The organism is Peribacillus sp. FSL E2-0218, from assembly GCF_037992945.1.
Lineage (GTDB): Bacteria > Bacillota > Bacilli > Bacillales > DSM-1321 > Peribacillus > Peribacillus simplex_B.
Genome location: NZ_CP150304.1, coordinates 3,055,137 through 3,078,573 on the forward strand (window position 1 = coordinate 3,055,137; position 23,437 = coordinate 3,078,573).

A 23,437-nucleotide genomic window follows, 5' to 3' on the forward strand; every position below is an offset into this window, starting at 1 on the left:
CACATTATATTACTATCCTTGCTCATTGCACATTAAGGTATTCCTTAAATCTGAACAAAAATAATTCATTATTAGAATAACAGAAAAGGAAATGATAAGCAAGACTGGAACCTATTATGAATAAAACGTCCTGACTATTCAAAATGTTCCATTATATTGGACCTATTCCTCGACTCGAGGCTGTCTCGGCGGGCGTTTTCCCCAATATTGATAAAGATCGGCACGAATGAAGCCGTTGAACAACTTCCTTTTTTTAGTTGCTGGCTTACCGTAATGCTGTTCGAAGTCAGGGTTGGAGGTGATCATGTATACGGACCAGGTATCAAGCTTCTTGAACGCCTGTCCCATTTCCCGATACATTTGTTCGACCGCTTTTTTCTCCCCAAGCCGTTCACCATACGGAGGGTTACCGACAATGACACCATACTCTTTCCTCGTTGATATATCCCTCACTTGCATTTGCTTGAATTCAACCAAATCCCCCAGGCCAGCTTCAAAACTATTGGCCTTGGCTATATCAACCATTCGATGGTCAATATCACAGCCGGTTATATCCAAATGCTGATCATAATCGGCCAAGTCCTCCGCTTCATTCCTCGCTTCATCCCAGACCTTACCGTCCATCCACGACCACGTTTCCGCAACAAATTCGCGATTGAAGCCAGGAGCTATATTCTGCCCGATCAAGGCTGCCTCGATCGGAATCGTCCCGGATCCGCAGAATGGATCGATGAAAGGTTTTTCCGGTTTCCAATTGGTCAGCATGATCAAGGCTGCTGCCAAGGTTTCTTTAAGGGGCGCTTCCCCCTGCCCGGTCCGATAGCCACGTTTGTGCAAGCCTGCACCTGAGGTGTCCATCGTAAGCGTCACTACATCCTTCAAGATGGATACTTCTATTTTAAACAAAGGGCCAGTCTCGGCAAACCAGGATACTTGCTTATATTTGCTTTTCAATCTGTCAACGATGGCCTTTTTGACGATAGCCTGGCAATCAGGCACGCTGTAAAGCTGTGATTTAACGGATTTACCGCTAACAGGGAACTCGACATCGGCCGACAAATAATCTTCCCAATTCAAGGCCTTCGTTTTTTCAAACAATTCATCAAAAGAATATGCTTTGAATTCTCCGACTTTAATTTTGACTCTATCTGCACTCCGAAGCCATAAATTGGAGCGGGCAATCGCAGATTGATCACCTTTGTACATGATCTTTCCATTTTCGACCTGACAATCGTAACCTAAATCCCTAACTTCCTTGGCAACAATGGATTCCAATCCCATTGCTGACGTCGCGATAATATCGAATTGTTTCATTAGTATTGCACCTTCTTCCCATTAATCCAAATCATGACCGCCCTGCTCTGCCTTCTTTTGGCAGTATCTGACAGGACGTCGATTTTAATCAAAAATTCCCGTTCCTTTTAATCCGCTTAGCGTTCGTCGGAGATTGCCTTTTTTAAAAAGCTTACCCATATGCAGTCATCCAACGCTTGAAGCTTACACACATTCTATGTATCGACTGGCCATGACCGCAATCGTTTTTTGGTGAAATTCCGATACTCATGCAGCTGCTATTCACACCCATCCTTATACTCGATTGACGGATCCTTATATATAGAGGATACCCAGAATCATGGAATAGCGTAACTATCTCAGATTTTTTTTAAGCATACAGGCAGAGGATGAAACCAATCCATCGTCTTTCTGCTTCTACATGGATGATGGTAGAACTTCGTGATTCGTGATTTCCGTCAAGTACTTAGTTTAACACAGAGGAGTTTTGGATATCGATAAATAATTTATTAAAGGGGTGCTTCACAAACAAAAACTCTCCTTTTAAAAGGAGAGTTGTGCTTTTGATATAATATGATAACGTTCTGTAAGCCATGTTTTGTTCCTCAGTACTGCAAGCGACTCGCGTCTCGTACTTCGGCGGTAATCATCTATCTACAGAAGCATGGCTCCTGTCCTTCTCCTCGTTCAATTCCAAGGAAGAAAGCGCCCCTACCATTAATTTGGGTTTCTCGCTCGTGGGGTTTACCTCGTTCCACCCTTTACATTTCTGTAAAGGCTCCGTCACTGTGGCACTTTTATAGGTAGTCATGCCATATCCAAGAGGACTTAGGCATTTTCCCAGCCGTCAACAGTCCAAGACTGCTGCCCAAGCTTATTTTTTCGCCAGGCACGAACACTACGGACATCGCAGTCCGTGCGAGCATGGACTTTCCTCTACTGCAAAGAATGCAGCAGCAATTACCCAAACGTTAACATAACATCATTGATTATACTCCATTACTTATCAAAACACAACACCAAAATCATTTTCCTTTTTGTAGAAGGAATTAATCAAAAAGCTTGTTTCCAAAAACGTGTTTTTCCAGATTGGATAACCGTTTCAGGATGTCAAAGTTAGTGGTTCCCGGAGTTGCACTGGGAGCAGGCTGGTTCGGACGTTTTGTACTTTCTTCGGCATGTTTTTTCAATTTGAGATTTTCTTGTTTAAGATCCTCGATTTCCTGATGGAACACTTCATAATCTTTAATGATCAGATCCAGGAATTGATCGACATCTTCAGGTTTATAACCGCGCATGGCTGTTTTAAAATCCTTCTCAAGAATATCTTTAGCCGTTAATTTTATCTTATCGGATAGCATAAGACTCACCTCAATACTTTCGCCAATACAATCGACTTTTTATTATTTTTTCAAATCTGACTGGGTTTGTCAACGAAACACACTAACAAATGCATGCTGTTTGCGTGCGCGCTATGTACTCCCATGAATCTCTATCTAAATTTCATCATAATATGAATGGCTTTCAGAAACAACTTTTAATCCATAATTATTTTCACACCGTCATTCTCCGGTCCAGTTGCCCTCTTCCGCCGCCATTTGCAGGTCATCAAAGTTCACCTGATAGATGGGGTATGGTTGATTTTCCGCTTTTTTCAGCGCCTCATAGTATGGGTATTTGGCTGAACCATCTTTTTCGGCTTCAAAAATGATGAGCATCGCATCACTTTTATGGATCATATATTTATTTTTGATTTTCAATTGTTGAGGCCCTTCATATGGTTTATTGAAAATCGATTCCACAAAATCGGCACGGGCCAATATCGACCGATAATACTCTTGATTGGTCTCGTTCCATGATTCCTCCTGTTTCAGGAAGGGAGTGAGAACGCCTAATTTAAGCTGATCATAATGCTTCCGCATGTCAAATACCACTTCAGCTCCCCAAAGCTCGGTTCCTAACTGTCCGGATATGATTACCCATTCCAGTCCATCTTCCACCAACGGTAAAAGACGCTGTTCAATCGCTTTCTTAATATATTTCACGGCCTCGTGGTCATTTTTGAATATTCCGAATTCAAACGCCTTGTAGCCAGTTAAATATAAAACCTTCATTGCTTGGCCAATCTCCCTTTTTAGTGATTATGTATGAAAATAAGGGCTTAATAGCCCTTATTAATCAGTATCCGTAATGCCTAGGTGGACAACACGGATTGTGCGGCTTTCCACAAATCAAGTTCTGGTTATAGCACTCATTCACCACGGATTGTGTATGCGGGAAGTAATGCTTATACGTGTTCACATGTTTGTTGACCGTAGTAGTATGTGATGGATGAACGACAGGAATCACTGTGTTCGATACATTCGTATTGACATATTGCTTGGTTGGGTTGACTTGGGCCGGAGCCATTTGAGATGGAAGTGTTTGTGTTGGGCCATATTGCATCGGTTGAGAATAAGCACCCATTACGTTGGAGTTATTATTGTTTGAAACGCCCATGACGTTGTTATTGTTCGATACGCCCATGACGTTGTTGTTGTTCGATACGCCCATGACGTTGTTGTTGTTCGATACACCCATTACATTGGCGTTATTGTTGTTGTATGCGCCCATTACATTGGCGTTATTGTTGTTATATGCGCCCATTACATTGGAGTTATTTCCTCCACAATTACGAAAATTCATCTAAAATACGTCCCCTTTCGTCTGATAAGTTTAGTCTTACCATTACAGACTATGAAAAAAAGGGGAGACGTGTACTGATGAAATGACCTATTTATGGGGAATAGGCAAAAAACTCTTTGTGACAAACACCACGTACACATCTTAAACTATGGTTAACCCTTAATCATTTCCATTAAGGTGATGCTTTTTCTTCTTATAAAAAGGAATAGAAACTGCCTTTTAGTGATGTAAACAAAACAATCGTTAAACAAAGGACAACAAAAAATAGGAATAAAGTCGTTTTATGCATTTCTCCGCTCCGCTTTCAAATTTAAATGATGCAGGGAGTGAAATCAATGTCTCGGCACTTCCACCCTCAGCTCTTCCCATTTTACACATAATAGTTGAAGGCTACAATATTTGTATTCTTTTTTTACTCATTAATTGGCACTGCGGATTTTCTTGCACCATCGGCAAGATCCTTGGATTTTTCTTTCTGTTCCAGGCGGCGGATCCTTTTTTCCAGCTCGATTTGTTTTTTTTCGGCAGCGAGGCCCTGCCCTTTCGCCATCATCTCTTGTTGTGCAGCTACAGCGCATTCAAGTGCGGCAGGTATATCCTTGAATTGATGCTCGAAAAGTTTTGCACATTCTATTCTTGCCGCTACCCTTAATTGGACATTGCCCTTCAAGGCAACCTCTTTCCAAATGTCCAGCGCTTCATTGTATTGTTTCTGCTTCTTTTTCTGAAAGGCTAGGGCGTGGCCAGCCATAATCCGTTCTTCTTCATTTCCTGCGACCAAGATTTTTTCATAGGCGTCCGCCGATTCTTGTTTCTTTCCTAGATAATCGAGCCAGCGTGCAATTTCCATGGACTCTTCCGTATATCCATCCATTTGGAGAATTTTCCGGGACAAATGGATATACAAAGTGATCAATGATAGCACATCCATTTCATTGTGCTTCATGATTCCGAATAAGATCTCGGGGTCTTTCCTCTCGACAAAATCAAAATAAATCATCGGGGCCAAGTATCCAGGAATATCATCCAGCCGATGCACACCTAGAATATCCGTTTCCACTGCAGATAGCTTCACGCGTTCCAATTTATTTTTCCATAGCCTTCTGGAAGCATGGTATAAATCGAAATGCCCGAATTCCGGGAGTTTCGGAACATGTTCCTTTATCAAGGTATGCCTCGTTTTTAACTGAGGCCAGTCAAATGACTTCCCATTATAAGTAACGAGCGTTTCATAATTAATGCTCTCAAGGAAGCTTTGATAAAGCGGTATTTCACTGCCTGGCTCCCGCAGGATATGTTGCTTCACGACTACCTCTTCCCCTTCAATGTAGGCATAACCGAGTAGAAAAATCGTATTGCCGGCACCGCCGCCGAGTCCGGTCGTTTCGGTATCGAAGAAGAAGAGCTCTTCACTTTTTCTTCCCTTGGTGGAAAGCGGATGCGAAAGCGGCGCTTGGTTCCATTCCCTCACGATCTTATTCAGTTCGGAAAAGGCATATATTCCATGTTTATGATCCAAAGGATAGCGGACCTCCCTAATGAAGCAATAGTCCCCATCGAAATGATAGGAAGCGGTATCGTTCTCCAACCATTTTTCAAGATAAGGAATGTCCTTGACGGCCTCGGCATTTTCAGCAATAGGGGGAGCATGCTTAACCGGCTCTATATTCATATGCTTTTTCATCCGGTTCAATTTATTTTTTAAAGACATGACCAACACCTTCTTTCACCAATCACAGCACTCTATGATTGTTTTTCCTTACAAAATTGTCCCAATAACCTTTTGGCATCACTTTTAGCGGTTTTTGTTGCAGATTCCGTTCCAATACAGGAAGGACAGCCGCTATCACAAGAGCAATTTTCAATCATTGATATCGTTTCCTTAAGTATGAGCTCAGAATTTTCATAGACTTTATCACTCAAGCCAATCCCTCCTGGATAACTATCATAGATAAAAATCGTCGGTTTTTCATTGTGTGCCGCCTTAACCTGGGGATACACATGGATGTCATGGGGATCGCACATAACATAAAGCGGAATCATGCAATTAAGTGCATGGGAAGCACCTATCATTCCTTGCTCGATCCGGTTTTCGTCCCATTCAAATATGTCCGGCTCCATTGAAAGCATCGCTGAATTGGTATGTAATTCCATTTCAGGGAGGGTGATCGGGCCTGAGCCAATATTTTCATGCGTCTCGAATTTGATCTTTTTGAAGATCGTCGGCATCGCCCGGATGGCCACATCACCAAAGGCCGCAGAGGTCGAAGCGAAAGTTCGCTGTTTATCCACTTCCAATACAGACAGCTGCACAGCTAGGTTAGCATCCGTATAATAATCCACGTTGACTTCTCGTACAAATGCTTTCTTTTCTTCCCAATCCAGTTTTTCGACCTGAAACTGCGTGCCTTGGTGCAAATAGATCGCTTCGTCGTGAAGGAGGGTCATTGCACTGAATGTATCCATTTCTCCAATGACCTTATTGCCCGGGGCATTGGTTTGATCGATGATTACGACATTTTCCTGGGCAGCGGAACGAAGGCTGATATTGCTTGCAGGAAATGCATCGTTCATCCAATGCCATTTGTCTCCATTTTGATGCAATACCCTTTCTTCGGCAAGAAATTCCAACACCTCCATGATTTCTGCCTTTCCGAACGTGTCGCCTTTTTTAAACGGAAGCTCATATGCCGCACACTTGACATGATCCACCAAGATCAAAAGGTTATCCGGATTGATTCTTGCCGTTTCCGGATTTCTGTTAAAGAAATAATCGGGATGCTGTACGATATACTGATCAAGGGCACTGGAGCTTCCGACCATGATGATCAGCGCTTCACCATGCCTTCTGCCTGCGCGGCCGGCCTGTTGCCAGGCACTCGATATCGAACCAGGATAACCGGTCATGATGCAAACTTGAAGCTGACCTATATCCACTCCCAGCTCCAGGGCATTTGTTGATATCACACCATATATGGAGCCGTCCCTCAAGCCTTGTTCAATTTCCCTGCGCTGAGTGGGAAGGTAGCCGCCACGGTAGCCCCTGATTGCTTTCGGCCCAAGCTGCTTCGATACAAGTTCCTGCAAATACGTCAGCAGGATTTCCACACGAACCCTGCTCCGGGCAAAGACGATCGTCTGAATTTTATTCTTCAAAAACTCATTCGCAAGCCTCCTGACCTCCAAAACCGCACTTCTTCTAATATTCAACGGTTTATTAACGATTGGCGGATTATAAAAGACAAAGTGTTTTTTTCCGCTCGGAGCCCCATTATTATCGACAAGGACCATCGGTGTTTCCGTCAGCTCCACAGCCAACTCTTTTGGATTATTGATGGTTGCGGACGTACACACGAATACAGGATCGCTTCCATAAAACCTGCAGATCCTCTTTAGCCTTCGAATGACATTTGCCGTATGACTCCCGAAAACACCCCGGTAAATATGAAGTTCATCGATGATCACGTACTTCAGGTTTTCAAAAAGGGAGACCCATTTCGTATGGTGCGGCAGGATTCCGGAATGAAGCATATCGGGATTGGTGATAACGATATGCCCAGCCTGACGGATTTTTTGCCTAATATTAGAGGGCGTATCCCCATCGTACGTATAGCTATTTATGTGGGCGTCCATTTCGTGGATCATTTCGTTCAATTCGCTTTTTTGATCGTAACTAAGCGCTTTTGTAGGAAAAATATAAAGCGCCCTCGCTTTTTCATCTTCCAGTATTTTTTGAAGGACCGGCAAATTATAGCATAGGGTTTTACCGGATGCCGTTGGCGTGACCGCCACAAGGCTATTGCCGTTCACGGCATTTTCAAAAGCAGTTGCCTGGTGGGTATACAGCCCATTGATCCCTCTTTTGTTCAGTGCTTGTTTGATTTTCTCGTCCAACCGTTCAGGGAAAGGAACCTGCTTTGCCTCTTTTGCTTCAATCACTTGCCAATGTACGATATTTTCATTAAAACCCTCATTTGTTTTTAAATCAGTGATGATCTCTTGTAAATTTTTTCGCAGTTTCATATATCCACCTCATATTCCTATTCTACCGAATGAACGTTCTATGCAAAAGGGAAACTATTTCCTTTTCAAAAAAAAAAAGCAGGAAACGGCAACATCCCGTTTCCTGCTCAGTCCATTGTACATTAATTCGATTCCACAAACCGCCTGATTTCTTCAGCCAATCTCCTTGGAGTTTCAAGCATCCCCATATGTCCGCTTCCTTCAAGGGTCATTTCCTGAATATGACTGCCTTTAACTGAAAAAGTTTTTTCTGGAGTTATGACTTTATCCTGCTCGCCTGCAACCAAAAGGACAGGCAGCTTCGTTTCTTTAAGCACGTGGTTCCTGTCCACCCTGTTCCTCATCGCATGGAGTGAGCCGATCGCTCCGCTTTCACTGGTTTTATATCCGATTTCCTTTGTTTGTTCAATGCGCGGGTCCTCGGAATGGGCGAACAGCTTCGGCACAAGACCATCAATGAAAGCAGGCACCCCTTTCGCTTCGATGGTTTCGATGGATTTTAATCGACCTTCCTTCCCAGCTGCATCATCTGGCAAAGCTGTGGAGTGAACCAATGAAAACCCACACAATTTCCCAGGAAACCTTTCTGCAAACGCTAAGGTGATATAGCCGCCGAGGGAATGTCCAAACATATAAACCTGATCGATTTCCAGATTTCCCAAGACCAATGCGATATCATTCGCCATATCATCTATGGAAAAAGATGCTGCAATCGGCTCACTTTCACCATGTCCCCGTAAATCGACAGCCACTATACGAAAATCATCTTTTAATTTTGAGACGATATCATTCCAATATTCACGGCTTCCGCAAAAGCCATGGATAAATAGCAACGTTTTCGTTCCCTTCCCCGTATCTATGTATGAAAGCTTGCTACTTTCTGCCATATTAATCCCTCATTTCCAATTATATTCATTCCCTAACGTTATTCCCCATAGCTACCCATCTAAAACCCATCCTTGCATTCACAAAACTTCAGCCCCTACATAGCCTATAGGCAAAGGAATTTTTAGGAAGGAGCACCGTGATGACCTCTTCTGAAAAAAATAATAACAGGACGCGAATCGAACCATTCACTCATTTCATCAATAAAATGGATCGGCTGTTTTCCGAAAGACCTCCCAAAGGCATGCTGCAATCTTTGGATGAATTCTTCGGTTCCACAAAAGAACGGGGCTTTCCCGTTGATATTCAAGAATCGAATTCGGAATATATCCTGACAGCTACCCTGCCAGGCATTGCACGCAGCCATATATCGATTGATGTCCTCACACAGGCTGTCACCATATCGGCGAGGCAGCCAGACAAACAGCATAAAAATCCTGGCACACACGGATTGTTTCAAAAGGAAGGCTCCACAGGAAACATGTCCCGCACCATTACCTTTCAAAAACCGATTGATGATGCACAGGTTACCGCACGACATCGTGATGGCATCCTCACACTGCACCTGCCCAAAATTAAAGGAAATCGAATTGAAATCAATTAGGCAAATTTAAAGGCAGACTTAGGAAAGTGGCTGGATCACTTGTAAGTCTGCCTTTTCTTTACTTGTCATCTAAACTTTAAAGAAGCCCCCTACTCCTTTTACCATTGAAGAAACTTGGGAAACCGTATTCATCATTTGTCCAGCTGTATTCATCATCTTCGTTATATCCATGGAGCCGTCTTGGGTTTTGAATTGGTTCATCACCGATTTGATGCCTGATGGCTGGGGCTTTTGCATGAATTGCTGCTTCGGATAAGGATTATGGGCCTGCTGCTGTCCTTGCGGCGGCCTTTTGGCTGGCAATAGCGGGTTAGCAAACGGGCTGAACGTTTGCTGCTGCGGATACTGATTGAACTGATTGGATTGCATTTGTGGGATGTATTGCATTTGCGGTGTCGGCTGCTGCATTTGCGGTGTCGGCTGCTGCATTTGCGGTGTCGGCTGCATTTGCGGCATCGGGGACATTGGCTGCATGACACTGTTGCCCGGATGCTGCGCACTTGCAGGCATTGCCGGCTGCTGCAATTGTTGATACGGATGATAGGCCCCTTGTTGATAAGGATCATGATATGGCATCATATATCCCTCCGAATTTTGGGGATATGGAGGAACGAAGGCTTCATGATTCTGTTCATGCTGCACGGGATACTGCATGGGCTGTTGGTATCCACCCCCATATTCCGGAAGCGAATGGGGGTACTGTCCTTGATTGGGGGGGACTTGGTTAAAACCGGATCTCATCATGTTCAATGAGCCCTCCTCTTTTTTCATTACATGGTTCTGATAATATATGAAAAAAGAGGCAATATAGTGTAGGTGTTTTTTATGATAAGATCCGTGCGATTTCCGCTTTTACATTATGCAAAATAAATTCGATGGATTGGACATGGCTTTTGAAGCGCTTATAGCTGGTCTTGGGGAAAAATGCCTGGACGGCTACATCGGAAAGATTATGGGCCGTTTGTTCAATTTGCTCGGGGAACAGGTGCCTGAATTCGATTTCCTTCATCCATTCCTTCATTCCAGTTTCCCATTCCATGCATGCTTCCCTTACCTGATCTGCAAATGGCTTAACTTCCGAAAAAAAATCTTTTTCTTTTCCAGCCTCTCGTACTTCCTCATAGGTATCATTCGCATTTTCCGTATATTTTATTAATTGATCTGTTAATCGTTGCAGTTTTTCTTTTTCCACAATGGATTCCTCCGTACATTTTCCCCTAAGTATAATCCAGATCCTGAAAAAATGAAATTCTGTAACTCATACCTGCACTTCAGCCAAATAATTATGTTTATTCACCGATTTCTCCGTAACGAAAGAAAAGGAGCGGTCCTCCGCCGTATTCACCCAATAATCCTCGGCTTTCTCTATGGCCTCCTGGGCGTCATTCACTAATATATATTGTTCTGCCCATAATTTGCACCGTACTGTATTTACCGTTTCACCATATGAAAGTTCCAAGCGATCCAGGCTGGTACTGATCTCAGCTATCATCCTCAATATTTCCTCTGTTGCTACACTTTTATTGACCATGCTGATCCCTCCCATTCTTTACCTGTACTATTCTTGTTTTTATCTTAAAGCCCTTCATGCCTGACAAAACTAGAAGCGAATCGGCAAAGAAAGTGTAATTCACTTAATTTATTATGCCCTTCGACAACAATGGCAGAATGAAGATTGGACTTTTAAACAAAAATACAGATAGGAGGTGATTTCATGCAGTCGAATGACAGCAAAGAGCAAGAGTACGAAAAACGACAAAAGCCGCCGTCAAAAAAAGCCGGGACCGGCAATCCGAAACTAAGCGGGAAAAACCACCCCTCTACGTAACATATGATGAGTAGCACCACGAACAGGGAAGGCTTGATAACGATGCCTTCCCTGTTCACTTTCTAATGAAAGCCTAGCCACTCCTTCACCATTACGGCTGTGTGAAGTTGCTTCTGCTTATGGTCATACCATTCGCTCAATTGCGGATTTTCTTCCCACTCCGGCTCAATCAACCAATCTTTTTTCACCCTTCTATACATATCCCACTGCTCTGTCTTCTCAATTTGATGGGAAATCACCGGATATACCTTCCGCAGCATCGGCGTTTCATGGCGCCTAGGTTTTTTTCGATATCGTTCATAATCATATCTTGCTCCGGTCGGCTCAGTCCTGCAGGAAAACTCATGAAATTGCGAAAATAACTCTTTGGAAAACAGGAGTCCGGCCAACCTTTTCCCCAATTTGATCCTTTCATCGATATTTCTGAAATGAGACACGGATGAACCATACAGCTTTCCGGTGCAGGTGGGAAATAGCACCGTGCTAAAATGCATCCAGTCCTGCAGGAAAAATAATAAAGAATGAAAAACGAATGATTGTTTTTTTATGACCGGTTTTTCAATGATATTTTGTTCGTTTATGATGAGTGCCGTGACCAAGTTTTCACGATTTCCGCTTATCCAAAATGCATTCCATGCGTTTGTCATGAATTGAGTGATGAAAAAAAAGCGACCTAAGTGAAACAAAGGGCGACGATATCTCGTCGAATAATGATAGAGAAGTAATTGCGGATAGGCGTCTTGAAATATTCTCCAATTCGCTTCTTCATATGTCAGGAACAAATGCCGCCTGTACTTGCGGCCAAGCATCCGTGAGAACCAAACCCCTTCCAGATCACACATATTCCAGCCTGCATTCCTGGAGACCATCCCTGCCAGAAAAGACCATTGTATTTCAGGGTGTTCTCTAAAAAATTGTTCATATGCCTTGGTTCTTGATATATTATCCCTATTCGCCTTTGCTGTTCGTACTTTTATCGAATGGAGCAATCGCTTTTCCGTCCCTGACAGATGCATCATATGGAATCAGCCCTTCCCTGATCGTTTGAATTGTGGCATTTCATTGTACTTAAACCCTATCGTTCTAAGAAACAATTCTTTTTATTCACATTTTGGATTCTTTTTTTGCTAATATAGATAAGTGAAAAAAAGGAGGGGTAAAAGTGGCATTTCATTATCCCAACGGACGAAGATTTGTACCGCAGGCTATGGAAGAAAAGAAAAGCCCACTTAAAAAAATCAGTTATAGCAACCGGGGAAAAACATTGGAAGACGATTTGAACGAAACCAACCAGTATTACTTGGCACACGGCATTGCCGTCATTCATAAAAAACCGACACCGATCCAAATCGTCGATGTCCACTACCCGAAGAGAAGCGCGGCAGTCATTAAGGAAGCCTACTTCAAACAAGCATCGACCACTGATTATAATGGAGTTTATAAAGGAAGGTACATTGATTTTGAGGCAAAGGAAACGAAAAACAGCAGTTCCTTCCCCCTCAAGAACTTTCATGACCATCAAATTGAACATATGAAAGACATCGTGCAGCATGACGGAATTGCCTTTGTGATCATCCGATTCTCCTCAATGGATGACATATACTTAATGAGTTCTGAACAGTTGAGTTTTTACTGGCAGCGAATGAAAGATGGCGGACGCAAATCCATTACTCTGAAAGAGGTTGAAAACAGTTCAAAGAAGATTACTCTTGGCTTTCAACCGAGAATTGACTATATTAAAGTAGTAGATTCGCTTATCACAGAAAATTTTTAGTTTTTTTTAGAAAGGCAGGTTAGCTGTAATGGCTGAAAAATATAATACTAGGGAAGAGCGCCGAAAGCAGGGGCAGTCTCAAAAAAAGGGACCGAAAAAAGGCCCCCAGAAGTCAACCAACATGCTTAAGCGCGTTTTCCTTATACTCGTTACGATAGGGATTATCGGCTTGGTGACAGGAGGCGCGGCATTGGCTTATTTCATAAGCGATGCTCCAAAACTCGACGAAAAGTTATTGAAAGATCCCGTTACATCCAAAATACTTGATGAGAATGGTAAATTACTAGCTGAAGTCGGTACTGAAAACCGGGACTTTGTCAATTATGAAGACATACCCGATCTAGTCGAACACGCCTTCCTGGCAACGGAAGATTCCCGTTTTTACAAGCATCACGGGGTGGACTTCCTGAGATTGGGCAGTGCCGTAATAGCCAACGTCAAAAACGGATTCGGCTCTGAGGGTGCAAGTACATTGACCCAGCAGGTCATCAAGCGTTCTTATTTAACGCCTGATAAGACCATAAAGAGGAAAGTCCAGGAAATGTGGCTATCCATCCAGCTTGAAAGGAAATACACAAAAGAAGAAATTTTCGAGATGTATGTGAATAAAATTTTCTTCGCTAACCGTGCAAATGGGATCCTAACCGCTTCCCGCACTTATTATGGCAAAGATCTGGACGAATTGAAATTGAACGAAGCGGCGATGCTTGTCGGGTTACCGCAAAGCCCTAGCCGTTATGATCCATATAAATATCCGGAACGCGCGAAAGAACGCCGTGATATCGTCCTTCACTTAATGAATAAGCACGGATACATCACCGAAAAGGAAATGAAGGATGCGCAAAGCGTCGATATTAAAGAAGGCTTGCAGGAAATCGATAAAAGCCAAATCGATACGACCGCTTACGATGCATTCATCGATTTAGTCATTGAAGAAGTCGGTGAGATGGGTGACTATAACGTCTTCACCGATGGTTTGGAAATCCAAACGACGATCGATAAAGATGCCCAGGAATATGTATACAAAATGTTGAACAGTGATGAAATCATCAATTATCCAAGCAAAGATCTTCAAGCCGGGATCACCTTACTGGATACGCAATCCGGTGAGATCAAAGCAGTCGGCGGCGGCAGGAACACGACGGTCAAACGTGGCTGGAATTATGCAACGGATGCCAAGCGTTCACCAGGTTCGACAATCAAGCCGATTTTGGATTACGGTCCGGCAGTTGAATATTTGAATTGGTCCACATACCAACCGATTAAAGATGAGGAATATTCATATAGCAATGGAACACCGCTAAAGAATGCGTCAGGACGCCATTATGGCACGGTAACGATTCGTGAAGCGCTGGCACGGTCATTAAATATCCCAGCCCTGAAAACACTTCAGGAAGTCGGATTGGACCGGGGCCGTGATTTTGCCGTTGAGCTTGGCATTCCCTTCGACAAGGAAATTACGGAATCCGCTGCACTTGGCGGCGGCAAGGACGTATCGACCCTTGAACTTGCCGGGGCTTACAGTTCATTCGGAAACAACGGGACCTATAATCAACCGCATAGTGTGAAAAAGATTGTTTTGCGTGACAAAACGACCATCAAAAACAAGACCGAATCGAAACCGGTCATGAAAGACTCCACTGCTTTCATCGTGACCGATATGCTGAAGAGCGTCTTGAATGAACCTTATGGAACAGGAAGGCTTGCGAATATACCTGGTCTGCCTGTAGCCGGAAAAACCGGCTCAACCAATTTCACGCCTGAACAGCGTGCAGCAAACAATATCCCCTCTTCCGGTGTAAAAGATAGCTGGATGGCGGGTTATACAACCAATTATACAGTCGCGGTTTGGGCTGGCTATGATAATGCTTCAGGTAAGAAATTGGAATACCTCGGCGATTCATCCCAGCGGATCCCTAAGGCGATCTTTAAGAATTTGATGGAACATATGGCACAGACCAAGGAAACGAAGGACTTTGATCAACCGGACAGCGTTGTGAAGGTTGGCGTCATAAAAGGTTCTAACCCAGCGGTAAAAGCCAATGCGTATACACCGAGCAGTAAAATCACTTATGAGTATTACGTTAAAGGCCATGAGCCGACACAAGTGACGACAGAATATGAAAAAATCGACAAACCTAGCATCAGTGCTTCATACGATCAAGAAGGTAATCAAATCAACCTATCATGGGCATATCCTAAAGGTGACGGAGATACTCAATTCGAGGTGAAGATGTCCGTTGATGGCGGTGCTCAGAGTGTGTTGAAGAAATCGAAGGATACTAGTTTGACGATCCCGAATCCAACCCCAGGAAGTAAATATACCTTCTCTGTGGTAGCATTGGCGGATGGTCAGCAAAGTGACCCTGCCAGCACCTCCGTTGAAATTCCTGCAGAAGCGGAAGAACCGGAAGGTACGGATGAGGAGATTGAAGATCCTGCCGAAGGTGAAAATCCAGATCAAGAAACCCCTGCTGAAGGCGATGAAGATAAGCAGGATGAAGACAAAAACAACAATGGCGATACTGATAATGGAAACACCGATAATAACGGCGATGGCAACACTGATAATAATGGAAATGGCAACAACCCGGATGATGGAAAAGGCAATACAGACGATGAAAATGTCGAGGATGGGAACACAGGCACCGACCCTGGTAAGGTGGAAGAAGAAAAACCTGGTGAAACGCCCGCCCCTGATCCTGATCCGGAAAAAGATAAAGACCAGGACACTGATAATAATGGTTAACTAAAAAAACCGCCTAAGCTTTTGCTTAGGCGGTTTTTTAGTGTGTGGACAATGACGGTCTCCCTTCGCCCTTCATATCGGCACCCATGCAACCTTCTACGTACACAACCACTAAACTGTGGGCGATCGGAATTCCAGCTTCATGTTCACGCACAGTGGAATGGAATGCAAGGTGCAACCCACCTGCGGGAAATGCCTGTCTACATGAAACCCGCAAAGCTCAAAGGACCTCCCCGCTAAAAAAGAGCGCCTGCAGTGCATAAAAACAGTCAAAATACAAAACAAAAAAACTGCAGACAAATCTCCCTTATTTTCGGATTTGTCTGCAGTATGAAACGTCTAATTCGCTTAGATATTTTTATTGACATGCGCTTGTTTTATCATGTATTTGACATATTGTTTTTCGAATTCTTGGAACAACTCGCTAAGCTGTCTATATGAAGGAAAGAAAGCCGGTCGAGAAAGGATGAAAGTAAGCCTTTCAGCGACATTTACCGGAATTGTATGGAAGGACTTCATTTGCTCCTGCCAGGAACTCAGCATCACTGGCCTTCCATGCAACCAGAAGACCCCCGTTAAAAATAAGCTGAGGCCCCGCTTCATGAGTCCTAGGGTTTGTCCGGCCTTCCGCTCTGAAAATAACAACCTGCATTCCGAATCAAGTTGCTCCCATTTTTCCAATACTTCCTTTACATGCACAGCCCCTTTTGTCCACGGAGAATAGGAAACCACCTCATTAAAATGAAGCACTTCATATGGAAAGTCCTGAAATGGAATTGACCCGCTCCATCCTGCATACTGTTCTTTATCAAAGGTGATTTCCTTTTCAGGGAAAAAGAAAGGATGATCCAATTCCTTGGGCACTTTTAACGATACGATCTGCGTCACATGGCCTCTTTCCTTTTCATTCGTTTTTTTCCTTCGCGGCATAATTCAAGCAGCGGACAGGTTTCACATTGTGGTGATTGGGCCTTGCAATGATAGCGTCCAAAGAAAATCAGGCGGTGATGCGTAACGGCCCATTCATCCATGGGAATCTTAGCCATCAACGTTTTTTCAACCTCCAAGACGTTATCCTTCCACCGGCAAATTCCCAAGCGCTTGGAAACACGCTCTACATGCGTATCTACAGCTATCGCCGGCACATCATAAGCAACGGAAACGACCACATTCGCGGTCTTTCTGCCAACGCCTGGTAACTTAACTAGCTCATCACGATCACGGGGTACCACCTTGCCGTATTCGTCGATCAGCATGCGCGACAGCTTTTGGATATTCTTAGCCTTGTTACGAAACAAACCGATCGAGCGGATGTCATTTTCCAGCTCTTCTATCGGAACGCTTATGTAATCCTCAGGCGTTTTATATTTTTGAAATAAATCCTTCGTGACTTTATTGACCAATACATCCGTACATTGAGCTGACAGTGCAACAGCAATCACCAATTCAAATGGATTGGAATGATTCAGCTCACAATGGGCATCCGGAAACATTTCCCCCATTGTATCCAGACAAAATCGAATTTGAGCTTTGTTCAACATTTTCGTTCTCCTTCATTTTGCATTACTGCTCGAGCCAATTATAAAAGGGCACATCTTTGATTGGTTGTGCAGCTTCTGTCTTACGTTCCCGCTTTTGATGGGCCCTGAACTTTTGTCCTTGCTCCCTAGCCTGTGCCAAGGTTTTTATTCCATTCTTTTTCCACTCGAATAAAATCCGATCAATGTAGCGGAAATTCAACTTTCCGGAAATGACTGATTCCCTCAGGGCTGATTTGATGATTTCAGGTTGGTGGTCATCCTCCATCCACATGGCCAATGTCTCACATTCAAAAGGAGATAAAGGACGGCCAAATTCCTGTTCAAAAATCGTATATAGGCTCTCCTCCGCTTTTTCCACTTCAGCAGACTCTGCCCGCTTCAACGTTTTCAGGAAACAGTCCATCATTTTTTCATAAAGCGGCGCTAGCGAATATTTTTCCTGGCCGATTTCTTGATTCTCTTCAACCGCCATTTCCACGAATCCCCTCTGAACCAACCGCTGAATCAAGTACAGACATTCCGTTTCCTGTAATGTCATCCGATCGGATATTTGGGACGGTGCAGGGAAATGGTTACCTTTATCAATGAAGCTTTGCAATTGTATTAATAGGACCATTTCTTGTTCATTCAGTCCCATTGACTTATAGTTAGTCAGCAAAAAGGATGGAATCGTTATCGTTCCTTCCTTAAACCACGCATATAAATGTTCTTTATTCATGTTTTTGGACACCTCATTTTAAGTATAACATGAATACGGCTCACCGAATAAGTTTATAATTTTAACAAAAAACGGTTATCTGTCACAAATGACAAGATAACCGCTTCTTCACAAAATCAAGGATATAGTCGATTTAGTAGACGCGGGAATGGAATTGTCTCACGGACATGTTCCACGCCGCTTATCCAGGCAACGGTGCGTTCCAATCCCAAGCCGAAGCCTGAATGTGGTACGGAGCCGTATTTTCTTAATTCCATATACCATTTGTATGCGTCTTCGCTCAAGCCATGCTCATTTATTCTCTGTTCAAGCAATTTTTGATCATGAATCCGCTCCGAGCCGCCGATTATTTCTCCATATCCTTCTGGGGCGATCAAATCTGCACAAAGAACGACTTCCTCCCTATCAGGGGCTGGCTGCATATAGAATGGTTTGATTTTGGTTGGATAATGCGTGATGAAAACCGGCTTATCATAACTTTCAGCAATCGCCGTTTCATGCGGCGCTCCAAAATCATCACCCCATTGGATATCTTCAAATCCTTGTTCATGAAGGAATTTGATCGCATCATCATACGTGATCCTCGGGAAAGGAGCTTGTATTTGTTCAAGTTTAGCCGTGTCACGACCTAAGGTATTCAGTTCAAGCTGGCAATTTTTCAATACCGACTGGACTATGGAAGATACGAACTGTTCCTGAACCTCAAGGTTTTCTTTAAATTCGATGAAGGCCATTTCTGGTTCAATCATCCAAAACTCGATTAAATGACGTCTTGTCTTGGATTTTTCAGCGCGGAAAGTAGGTCCAAAGGAAAATACCTTTCCTAACGCCATGGCTGCCGCTTCCATATAAAGCTGACCGCTTTGTGAAAGATAGGCATCCTCATCAAAATATTTAGTCGCAAACAATTCACTCGTTCCCTCTGGTGCGCTTCCAGTCAAAATCGGCGGATCGACCTTGACGAATCCTTCTTCATTGAAAAATTCATATGTAGCACGGATGATTTCATTGCGGATTTTCATCACAGCATGCTGGCGCTTTGAACGCAGCCACAGATGGCGGTTATCCATTAAGAATTCAGGACCATGCGCTTTAGGCGTAATCGGGTAATCCAACGATTCATGGATGATTTCAATATCTTTCACTTGTAATTCGAAGCCGAACGGCGAGCGTTCATCCTTTTGGATGACACCTGTTACGTACATGGATGTCTCTTGTGTAACCGATTTCGCACGGGCAAAAATCTCTTCACCCACGTCAGCCTTCACGACCACTCCTTGAATGAAACCGGAGCCATCACGTATTTGAAGGAACGCAATTTTCCCACTGGAACGCTTGCTGGCAAGCCAGCCTCCAATCGTCACTTCTTGATCGACGAACTTGCTAGCATCTTTTATTGTAATTTTCACGGAATTTCCCTCCAAAAATAGCTTAACTTACTAAGGAATTTACTCTACTTATTATACCCATAGCCCTCCTTACAAGCAAATAAATCACATGAATGAAAATCTCCCTCTCTCCATTAAATTTCAGAAAGCCGGCACGCGTATGGCTTGATAGATTACGTGATTACGAATGCAAGGATTCCAGGGTGTAGCTGTGTTTCCCTATCATTGACTTTTTCACATCGATTCCAGTGAACGGCTAACCGTTTCAACAGCCTATATTCAGGGGCATTTTCATTTCTTATTTTACTTTTATTTCATAATTATCCTTAATCATCTAAAAATGTTGAACTTAAACAATAAATCATATACGATATCCTATATGATTATAAAATTTCCAAGGGGTGAGTGCCGTGATTAAAGCAAAGGTGAAGCTTAAGGATTCAGAGTTTTCGGAAGAAGTGGAGATTTCAGATCATCATATGGTAAGGAACGGAAAAAGCTCGGAGTTATCTCAAGTGAATCTGGATATTCCGGTTACAGGAACGTTGTATGGGACCCTATTAAACTACAAAGGTTCATTGGAGGCGCTGATGGAACAGGTCCACCATCCTCCTTATAATGAACCGCCTAAAGGGCCAGTTCTTTATATTAAACCTAGAAACACGTTTTCTGCTTTTGCAAAACCCGTTCCCCTCCCAACTGGGGAACCTGAATTGGAAATCGGTGCATCACTTGGAATTGTAATCGGCAAGACAGCCACAAGAGTCAAGAAAGCGCAGGCAATGGATTATATAGAGGGTTTTACGATCGTCAATGATATTAGCATCCCTCACGAAAGCGTTTACCGTCCTGCGATCCGATATAAAGCCCGTGATGGTTTTTGCCCGATCGCCCCTTGGGTCGTATCCAAAGATTCGATATCAAATCCCGATCGTTTAGGGATCCGTGTGTATATTAACGGAGAGCTAAGGCAAGAAAATACAACGTCCAATCTAATACGCCCCATTTCCCGGCTCATTGAAGATGTAACAGACTTCATGACCTTGAATGCCGGGGACGTCCTTTTAGTCGGAGTTCCGGAGAATGCCCCTCTCGCGAAAGCGAACGATCATGTAAGAATCGAAATAGACGAAATTGGTTATTTGGAAAATCCGATTGTAACCGAAGAGAAACTGGCGATGGAGGGGATTTCATGAAGAAAGCGCGTGTAGCTTATGCCGGTGCCATCCATCAGGCATGCGAATCTAATGGACGGCTAAAATTAACAGATGGCCGGATCGTTGATGAGCAAGATGTTGTCTGGCTTCCCCCGTTGGAGCCCCGTACTGTGTTCGCACTAGGCTTGAATTATGCAGATCATGCAAAGGAACTTGCGTTTAAAGCCCCTGAAGAACCCCTGGCTTTCTTAAAAGGACCCAATACCTTCATCGGCCATCGCGGACAGACAAGACGGCCCCTAGATGCCGCATATATGCATTATGAATGCGAACTGGCTGTCGTCATCGGAAAAACGGCGAAGGCCGTGAAAAAGGAAGAAGCGTTTGAATACGTATGTGGTTATACCATTGCCAATGATTACGCAATTAGAGATTACCTCGAGAACTACTACCGTCCCAACTTAAAGGTTAAGAACCGTGATACTTGCACGCCGATTGGCCCGTGGCTCGTCGATGCCAGAGATATTCCTGACCCGATGAACCTTACCATTAAGACATACATCAACGGGAAATTGACCCAGGAAGGCAATACAAACGATATGATATTCGGCATTGCCGAGTTAATTGAATACTTCAGCAGTTTCATGACATTGAGTCCAGGTGATGTGATATTGACAGGAACACCCGAAGGTTTGGCGAATACCGCTGTAGGCGACGAAATCACGACGGAAATTGAAGGAATCGGAAAGCTCGTCAGCACGATCGTCAGTGACGATATCTTTACGAAAGGACAGGAACCGTCACACATAAAAATCAATAATTGATGGAAAGGATCAATCATATGCCTCATATCATTGTAGAATATACGGACAATATAAAAGATGAAATCCAGATTGGGGAATTATTAAAGAAAATGAACGATGTTTTGATCTCCTTTCCCACAATCTTTCCGATTGGGGGCATTCGTTCCCGGGCCATTGAATTGAAGCATTATCGTGTGGCTGATGGCTCTGAGGATGATGCCTTTGTTCACGCCCTGTTAAAAATGGGCGCTGGACGAAATGAGCCTGATAAGACGAAAGTATGTGAAAAGCTTTTCGCCATGATGGAAGCCCATTTCGCCCCGCTCTTTTCGAAAAGGTATCTCGCCCTTTCCATGGAGCTTGTGGAATTCGGTGAGTCGGGCACATATAAAAAGAATAATATCCATGATCGATATAAGTGAAACTTAAAGGCCTTCCCGGTGATCAGGAAGGCCTTTGATTATTCACTCGACATGTAATCAGTTGATTTCCGCGAGATGTTCGGAGCGGTTTAAAAACTCTTTGACGCGGTCCACATATTCCTGTTTATCATAGCCGTTATATAAAGCGCTTGCCATCCGGATCGGATCTCCAAAAAAGAACCGTTCATAAAGCGTTTGTCTTGTGCCAAATGAGCTCATGCACACATCCCAAGCCAGCCGGTACAACCTGACCCTTTCATATGCCGGCCCATTGGCTGCCTGAAGATATTTATCTAAATCAGGCCGGAGTTCGGAGTTGAAATCGGCCTCATTCGGGATGGCCATTAAGCCGCTCGCTCCAAGAAGCTGCATGATTTCACTGAACCTTGGATAAATTTTCGGATAATAATTACGGGCAATGTTCAGCGGGGTGAAATCTGGAGTCATAATTCCCCACTTATCCAATTTTGCATTTGCCTCAGAGGCTGTAATGAATGCCTTCACCGTTTCCAGTGCAATGATGACTTCCGAAATCTTTTCCTGAACATGCTGATATTGCCCAATGTTGATCGTTTCCACCATCAATTGCAGAATCCCCAGGATGAACTCCGTTTTGGCAATATTTTTCGCTACCACTTGATGCGTCATATGTACCACGGCATTACTTTCATTATATGCCTGGTTACAAATTCCAACATCTCCGTAGGCAAATACTCGATTCCAAGGAACGACCACATCATCAAAAACGATGATCGTATCCATTTCTTCAAATCTTGAGCCAAGCGGATGGTCATAATGTGATTTGCCATAATCGAAGGATTCACGGCAGATGAACTTTAAACCCGGTGTATTATTGGGGATGGAGAAGGCGAATGCATAGGGGTTTTCTTCTTCGGATTGCTTAAGCAATGTTGAAGGAAAAACCATGATTTCATCCGTTATGCCCCCTTGTGTAGCGAGTAGCCTTGCTCCTTTAATGATAAGCCCTTCTGAATTCTTTCCTGCTATCCTGGCAGCGATGTATGGATCGGGAAGCTTTGCCGCACTTACACCCCTATTAACCTGCGGCTGAATCAGGGTATGTGTCAAGGACAAATCCTTTTCCCGGCAGAGCTCATAATACGTTTTCATATTTTTTGCAAATGCCGCATCTTGTGTGCCGAACATGTCAGCAGCCGAGCCATAGGCCATCATCCCGCTATTGATATAATCAGGCGACCTTCCCATCATGCCATTATTATGACGGGCCCATTCCTGAATCATATTTCTTCTTGTTTCAAGGTCTTCCTTCGTCCGCGGCTGCAAAAATGATGTCCCCACCCGATCATTCGAGGTTGGCGAGATATATGTCATGGTGTCTTGTTTATCGGGGTCATGCTGAAGGTCATATAATTCTGCCTGGCTTTTCATGACCCCCATGAATGCCGGATGTTCACTGATCTTGCCTTTCACTTGCTCCCCATTGATCCAAACATTCGCCTTTGCTTCGTCCACCCTATTAATATACTCTTCACCTGTTTTCGCTGGCATCTAGTATCCTCCTTTTATCCCGGTGATAATGAAGCGC

At 43.7% G+C, this 23,437-nt stretch carries 22 protein-coding genes and 1 other RNA gene; 6 read left to right on the forward strand and 17 right to left on the reverse strand.

All coding sequences use genetic code 11. The features are described 5' to 3' along the window. Nucleotides 1–162 precede the first annotated feature (162 nt). The 8 genes from MHI53_RS14625 to MHI53_RS14660 all read right to left on the reverse strand — a co-directional run bounded on the left by MHI53_RS14625 (nt 163) and on the right by MHI53_RS14660 (nt 8,888). Entirely contained in the window at nt 163–1,314 is a 1,152-nt protein-coding gene (locus MHI53_RS14625) for a class I SAM-dependent RNA methyltransferase (RefSeq protein ID WP_061144235.1), read from the reverse strand. 561 nt (nt 1,315–1,875) lie between these two features. Then, an RNA gene (gene rnpB, locus MHI53_RS14630) (RNase P RNA component class B) lies at nt 1,876–2,265 on the reverse strand. A gap of 77 nt (nt 2,266–2,342) precedes the next feature. Beyond that, entirely contained in the window at nt 2,343–2,654 is a 312-nt protein-coding gene (gene gpsB / locus MHI53_RS14635) for a cell division regulator GpsB (protein WP_057915139.1), read from the reverse strand. Between the two features lie 201 nt (nt 2,655–2,855). Then, complete coding sequence (locus MHI53_RS14640; RefSeq protein ID WP_340371628.1) at nt 2,856–3,407, reverse strand: DUF1273 domain-containing protein; 552 nt, start codon at nt 3,405–3,407, stop codon at nt 2,856–2,858. Between the two features lie 64 nt (nt 3,408–3,471). Then, the gene (locus MHI53_RS14645; RefSeq protein WP_260320336.1) at nt 3,472–3,978 is read right to left on the reverse strand and encodes a spore coat protein; all 507 of its coding nucleotides are present in this window, start codon (nt 3,976–3,978) and stop codon (nt 3,472–3,474) included. A gap of 412 nt (nt 3,979–4,390) precedes the next feature. Continuing rightward, on the reverse strand, nt 4,391–5,689 hold the full coding sequence (locus tag MHI53_RS14650; RefSeq protein ID WP_340371629.1) for a ribonuclease H-like domain-containing protein: 1,299 nt from the start codon (nt 5,687–5,689) through the stop codon (nt 4,391–4,393). Nucleotides 5,690–5,721: 32 nt separating this feature from the next. Next, nucleotides 5,722–8,001 carry a DEAD/DEAH box helicase gene (locus MHI53_RS14655; protein WP_061144238.1) on the reverse strand — a complete coding sequence of 760 codons (2,280 nt, stop codon included), beginning with the start codon at nt 7,999–8,001 and terminating at the stop codon, nt 5,722–5,724. 122 nt (nt 8,002–8,123) lie between these two features. Further along, entirely contained in the window at nt 8,124–8,888 is a 765-nt protein-coding gene (locus MHI53_RS14660; protein ID WP_340371630.1) for an alpha/beta hydrolase, read from the reverse strand. 140 nt (nt 8,889–9,028) lie between these two features. On the opposite strand from MHI53_RS14660, the gene MHI53_RS14665 reads away from it, so the two are divergent. Further along, entirely contained in the window at nt 9,029–9,490 is a 462-nt protein-coding gene (locus tag MHI53_RS14665) for an Hsp20/alpha crystallin family protein (RefSeq protein WP_061144240.1), read from the forward strand. Nucleotides 9,491–9,559: 69 nt separating this feature from the next. Here the strand turns inward: MHI53_RS14665 and MHI53_RS14670 are convergent, their stop codons facing one another. The 4 genes from MHI53_RS14670 to MHI53_RS14685 form a co-directional block, all read right to left on the reverse strand. After that, entirely contained in the window at nt 9,560–10,234 is a 675-nt protein-coding gene (locus tag MHI53_RS14670; RefSeq protein ID WP_061144241.1) for a YppG family protein, read from the reverse strand. A 79-nt stretch (nt 10,235–10,313) separates the two neighbouring features. Further along, nucleotides 10,314–10,682, reverse strand: a complete 369-nt coding sequence (locus MHI53_RS14675; protein ID WP_061144242.1) for a YppE family protein — start codon at nt 10,680–10,682, stop codon at nt 10,314–10,316. A gap of 66 nt (nt 10,683–10,748) precedes the next feature. Further along, nucleotides 10,749–11,021: a hypothetical protein gene (locus MHI53_RS14680; protein WP_061144243.1), complete on the reverse strand. Its 273-nt coding sequence runs from the start codon at nt 11,019–11,021 to the stop codon at nt 10,749–10,751. Between the two features lie 359 nt (nt 11,022–11,380). Then, a complete protein-coding gene (locus tag MHI53_RS14685; RefSeq protein ID WP_061144244.1) occupies nt 11,381–12,337 on the reverse strand; it encodes a DUF2515 family protein in 957 nt (318 codons plus the stop codon). Between the two features lie 143 nt (nt 12,338–12,480). Here MHI53_RS14685 and recU point away from each other — a divergent pair, with 143 nt between their 5' ends. After that, complete coding sequence (recU, locus tag MHI53_RS14690; protein WP_081092569.1) at nt 12,481–13,092, forward strand: Holliday junction resolvase RecU; 612 nt, start codon at nt 12,481–12,483, stop codon at nt 13,090–13,092. A 121-nt stretch (nt 13,093–13,213) separates the two neighbouring features. Beyond that, entirely contained in the window at nt 13,214–15,841 is a 2,628-nt protein-coding gene (locus tag MHI53_RS14695; protein ID WP_340371631.1) for a PBP1A family penicillin-binding protein, read from the forward strand. Nucleotides 15,842–16,189: 348 nt separating this feature from the next. On the opposite strand, the gene MHI53_RS14700 is transcribed toward MHI53_RS14695, so the two are convergent. The 4 genes from MHI53_RS14700 to asnS all read right to left on the reverse strand — a co-directional run bounded on the left by MHI53_RS14700 (nt 16,190) and on the right by asnS (nt 19,509). Beyond that, the gene (locus MHI53_RS14700; protein ID WP_340371632.1) at nt 16,190–16,729 is read right to left on the reverse strand and encodes a YpoC family protein; all 540 of its coding nucleotides are present in this window, start codon (nt 16,727–16,729) and stop codon (nt 16,190–16,192) included. Continuing rightward, nucleotides 16,726–17,382, reverse strand: a complete 657-nt coding sequence (gene nth, locus MHI53_RS14705; protein WP_340371633.1) for an endonuclease III — start codon at nt 17,380–17,382, stop codon at nt 16,726–16,728. The genes MHI53_RS14700 and nth overlap by 4 nt, the downstream gene beginning before the upstream one ends. 22 nt (nt 17,383–17,404) lie before the next feature. Next, complete coding sequence (locus MHI53_RS14710; protein WP_340371634.1) at nt 17,405–18,100, reverse strand: DnaD domain-containing protein; 696 nt, start codon at nt 18,098–18,100, stop codon at nt 17,405–17,407. A 116-nt stretch (nt 18,101–18,216) separates the two neighbouring features. Continuing rightward, nucleotides 18,217–19,509, reverse strand: coding sequence for an asparagine--tRNA ligase (gene asnS, locus MHI53_RS14715; RefSeq protein ID WP_061144249.1), 1,293 nt, complete (start codon nt 19,507–19,509; stop codon nt 18,217–18,219). A gap of 389 nt (nt 19,510–19,898) precedes the next feature. On the opposite strand from asnS, the gene MHI53_RS14720 reads away from it, so the two are divergent. From MHI53_RS14720 to MHI53_RS14730, 3 genes are read left to right on the forward strand one after another with little or no spacing between them, the layout of a single operon-like run. Then, entirely contained in the window at nt 19,899–20,684 is a 786-nt protein-coding gene (locus MHI53_RS14720; protein ID WP_340371635.1) for a fumarylacetoacetate hydrolase family protein, read from the forward strand. Further along, nucleotides 20,681–21,469 carry a fumarylacetoacetate hydrolase family protein gene (locus MHI53_RS14725; protein ID WP_061144251.1) on the forward strand — a complete coding sequence of 263 codons (789 nt, stop codon included), beginning with the start codon at nt 20,681–20,683 and terminating at the stop codon, nt 21,467–21,469. Before MHI53_RS14720 ends, MHI53_RS14725 begins: the two co-directional genes overlap by 4 nt. A 17-nt stretch (nt 21,470–21,486) precedes the next feature. Continuing rightward, complete coding sequence (locus tag MHI53_RS14730; RefSeq protein ID WP_061144429.1) at nt 21,487–21,870, forward strand: 5-carboxymethyl-2-hydroxymuconate Delta-isomerase; 384 nt, start codon at nt 21,487–21,489, stop codon at nt 21,868–21,870. 57 nt (nt 21,871–21,927) lie between these two features. Here MHI53_RS14730 and hpaB read toward each other — a convergent pair whose 3' ends face one another. Continuing rightward, entirely contained in the window at nt 21,928–23,400 is a 1,473-nt protein-coding gene (gene hpaB / locus MHI53_RS14735; RefSeq protein ID WP_340371636.1) for a 4-hydroxyphenylacetate 3-monooxygenase, oxygenase component, read from the reverse strand. Nucleotides 23,401–23,437: the final 37 nt, after the last annotated feature.

What these genes read in the sequence shown, in the direction of transcription:
- MHI53_RS14680 (WP_061144243.1), bottom strand. Translation starts at nt 11,021, where the DNA reads ATGGTCAATAAAAGTGTAGCAACAGAGGAAATATTGAGGATGATAGCT.
- MHI53_RS14625 (WP_061144235.1), bottom strand. Translation starts at nt 1,314, where the DNA reads ATGAAACAATTCGATATTATCGCGACGTCAGCAATGGGATTGGAATCC.
- hpaB (WP_340371636.1), bottom strand. Translation starts at nt 23,400, where the DNA reads ATGCCAGCGAAAACAGGTGAAGAGTATATTAATAGGGTGGACGAAGCA.
- MHI53_RS14725 (WP_061144251.1), top strand. Translation starts at nt 20,681, where the DNA reads ATGAAGAAAGCGCGTGTAGCTTATGCCGGTGCCATCCATCAGGCATGC.
- gpsB (WP_057915139.1), bottom strand. Translation starts at nt 2,654, where the DNA reads ATGCTATCCGATAAGATAAAATTAACGGCTAAAGATATTCTTGAGAAG.
- MHI53_RS14655 (WP_061144238.1), bottom strand. Translation starts at nt 8,001, where the DNA reads ATGAAACTGCGAAAAAATTTACAAGAGATCATCACTGATTTAAAAACA.
- nth (WP_340371633.1), bottom strand. Translation starts at nt 17,382, where the DNA reads ATGTTGAACAAAGCTCAAATTCGATTTTGTCTGGATACAATGGGGGAA.
- MHI53_RS14665 (WP_061144240.1), top strand. Translation starts at nt 9,029, where the DNA reads ATGACCTCTTCTGAAAAAAATAATAACAGGACGCGAATCGAACCATTC.
- MHI53_RS14670 (WP_061144241.1), bottom strand. Translation starts at nt 10,234, where the DNA reads ATGATGAGATCCGGTTTTAACCAAGTCCCCCCCAATCAAGGACAGTAC.
- MHI53_RS14640 (WP_340371628.1), bottom strand. Translation starts at nt 3,407, where the DNA reads ATGAAGGTTTTATATTTAACTGGCTACAAGGCGTTTGAATTCGGAATA.
- MHI53_RS14650 (WP_340371629.1), bottom strand. Translation starts at nt 5,689, where the DNA reads ATGTCTTTAAAAAATAAATTGAACCGGATGAAAAAGCATATGAATATA.
- MHI53_RS14660 (WP_340371630.1), bottom strand. Translation starts at nt 8,888, where the DNA reads ATGGCAGAAAGTAGCAAGCTTTCATACATAGATACGGGGAAGGGAACG.
- MHI53_RS14645 (WP_260320336.1), bottom strand. Translation starts at nt 3,978, where the DNA reads ATGAATTTTCGTAATTGTGGAGGAAATAACTCCAATGTAATGGGCGCA.
- MHI53_RS14685 (WP_061144244.1), bottom strand. Translation starts at nt 12,337, where the DNA reads ATGATGCATCTGTCAGGGACGGAAAAGCGATTGCTCCATTCGATAAAA.
- MHI53_RS14710 (WP_340371634.1), bottom strand. Translation starts at nt 18,100, where the DNA reads ATGAATAAAGAACATTTATATGCGTGGTTTAAGGAAGGAACGATAACG.
- MHI53_RS14730 (WP_061144429.1), top strand. Translation starts at nt 21,487, where the DNA reads ATGCCTCATATCATTGTAGAATATACGGACAATATAAAAGATGAAATC.
- MHI53_RS14695 (WP_340371631.1), top strand. Translation starts at nt 13,214, where the DNA reads ATGCTTAAGCGCGTTTTCCTTATACTCGTTACGATAGGGATTATCGGC.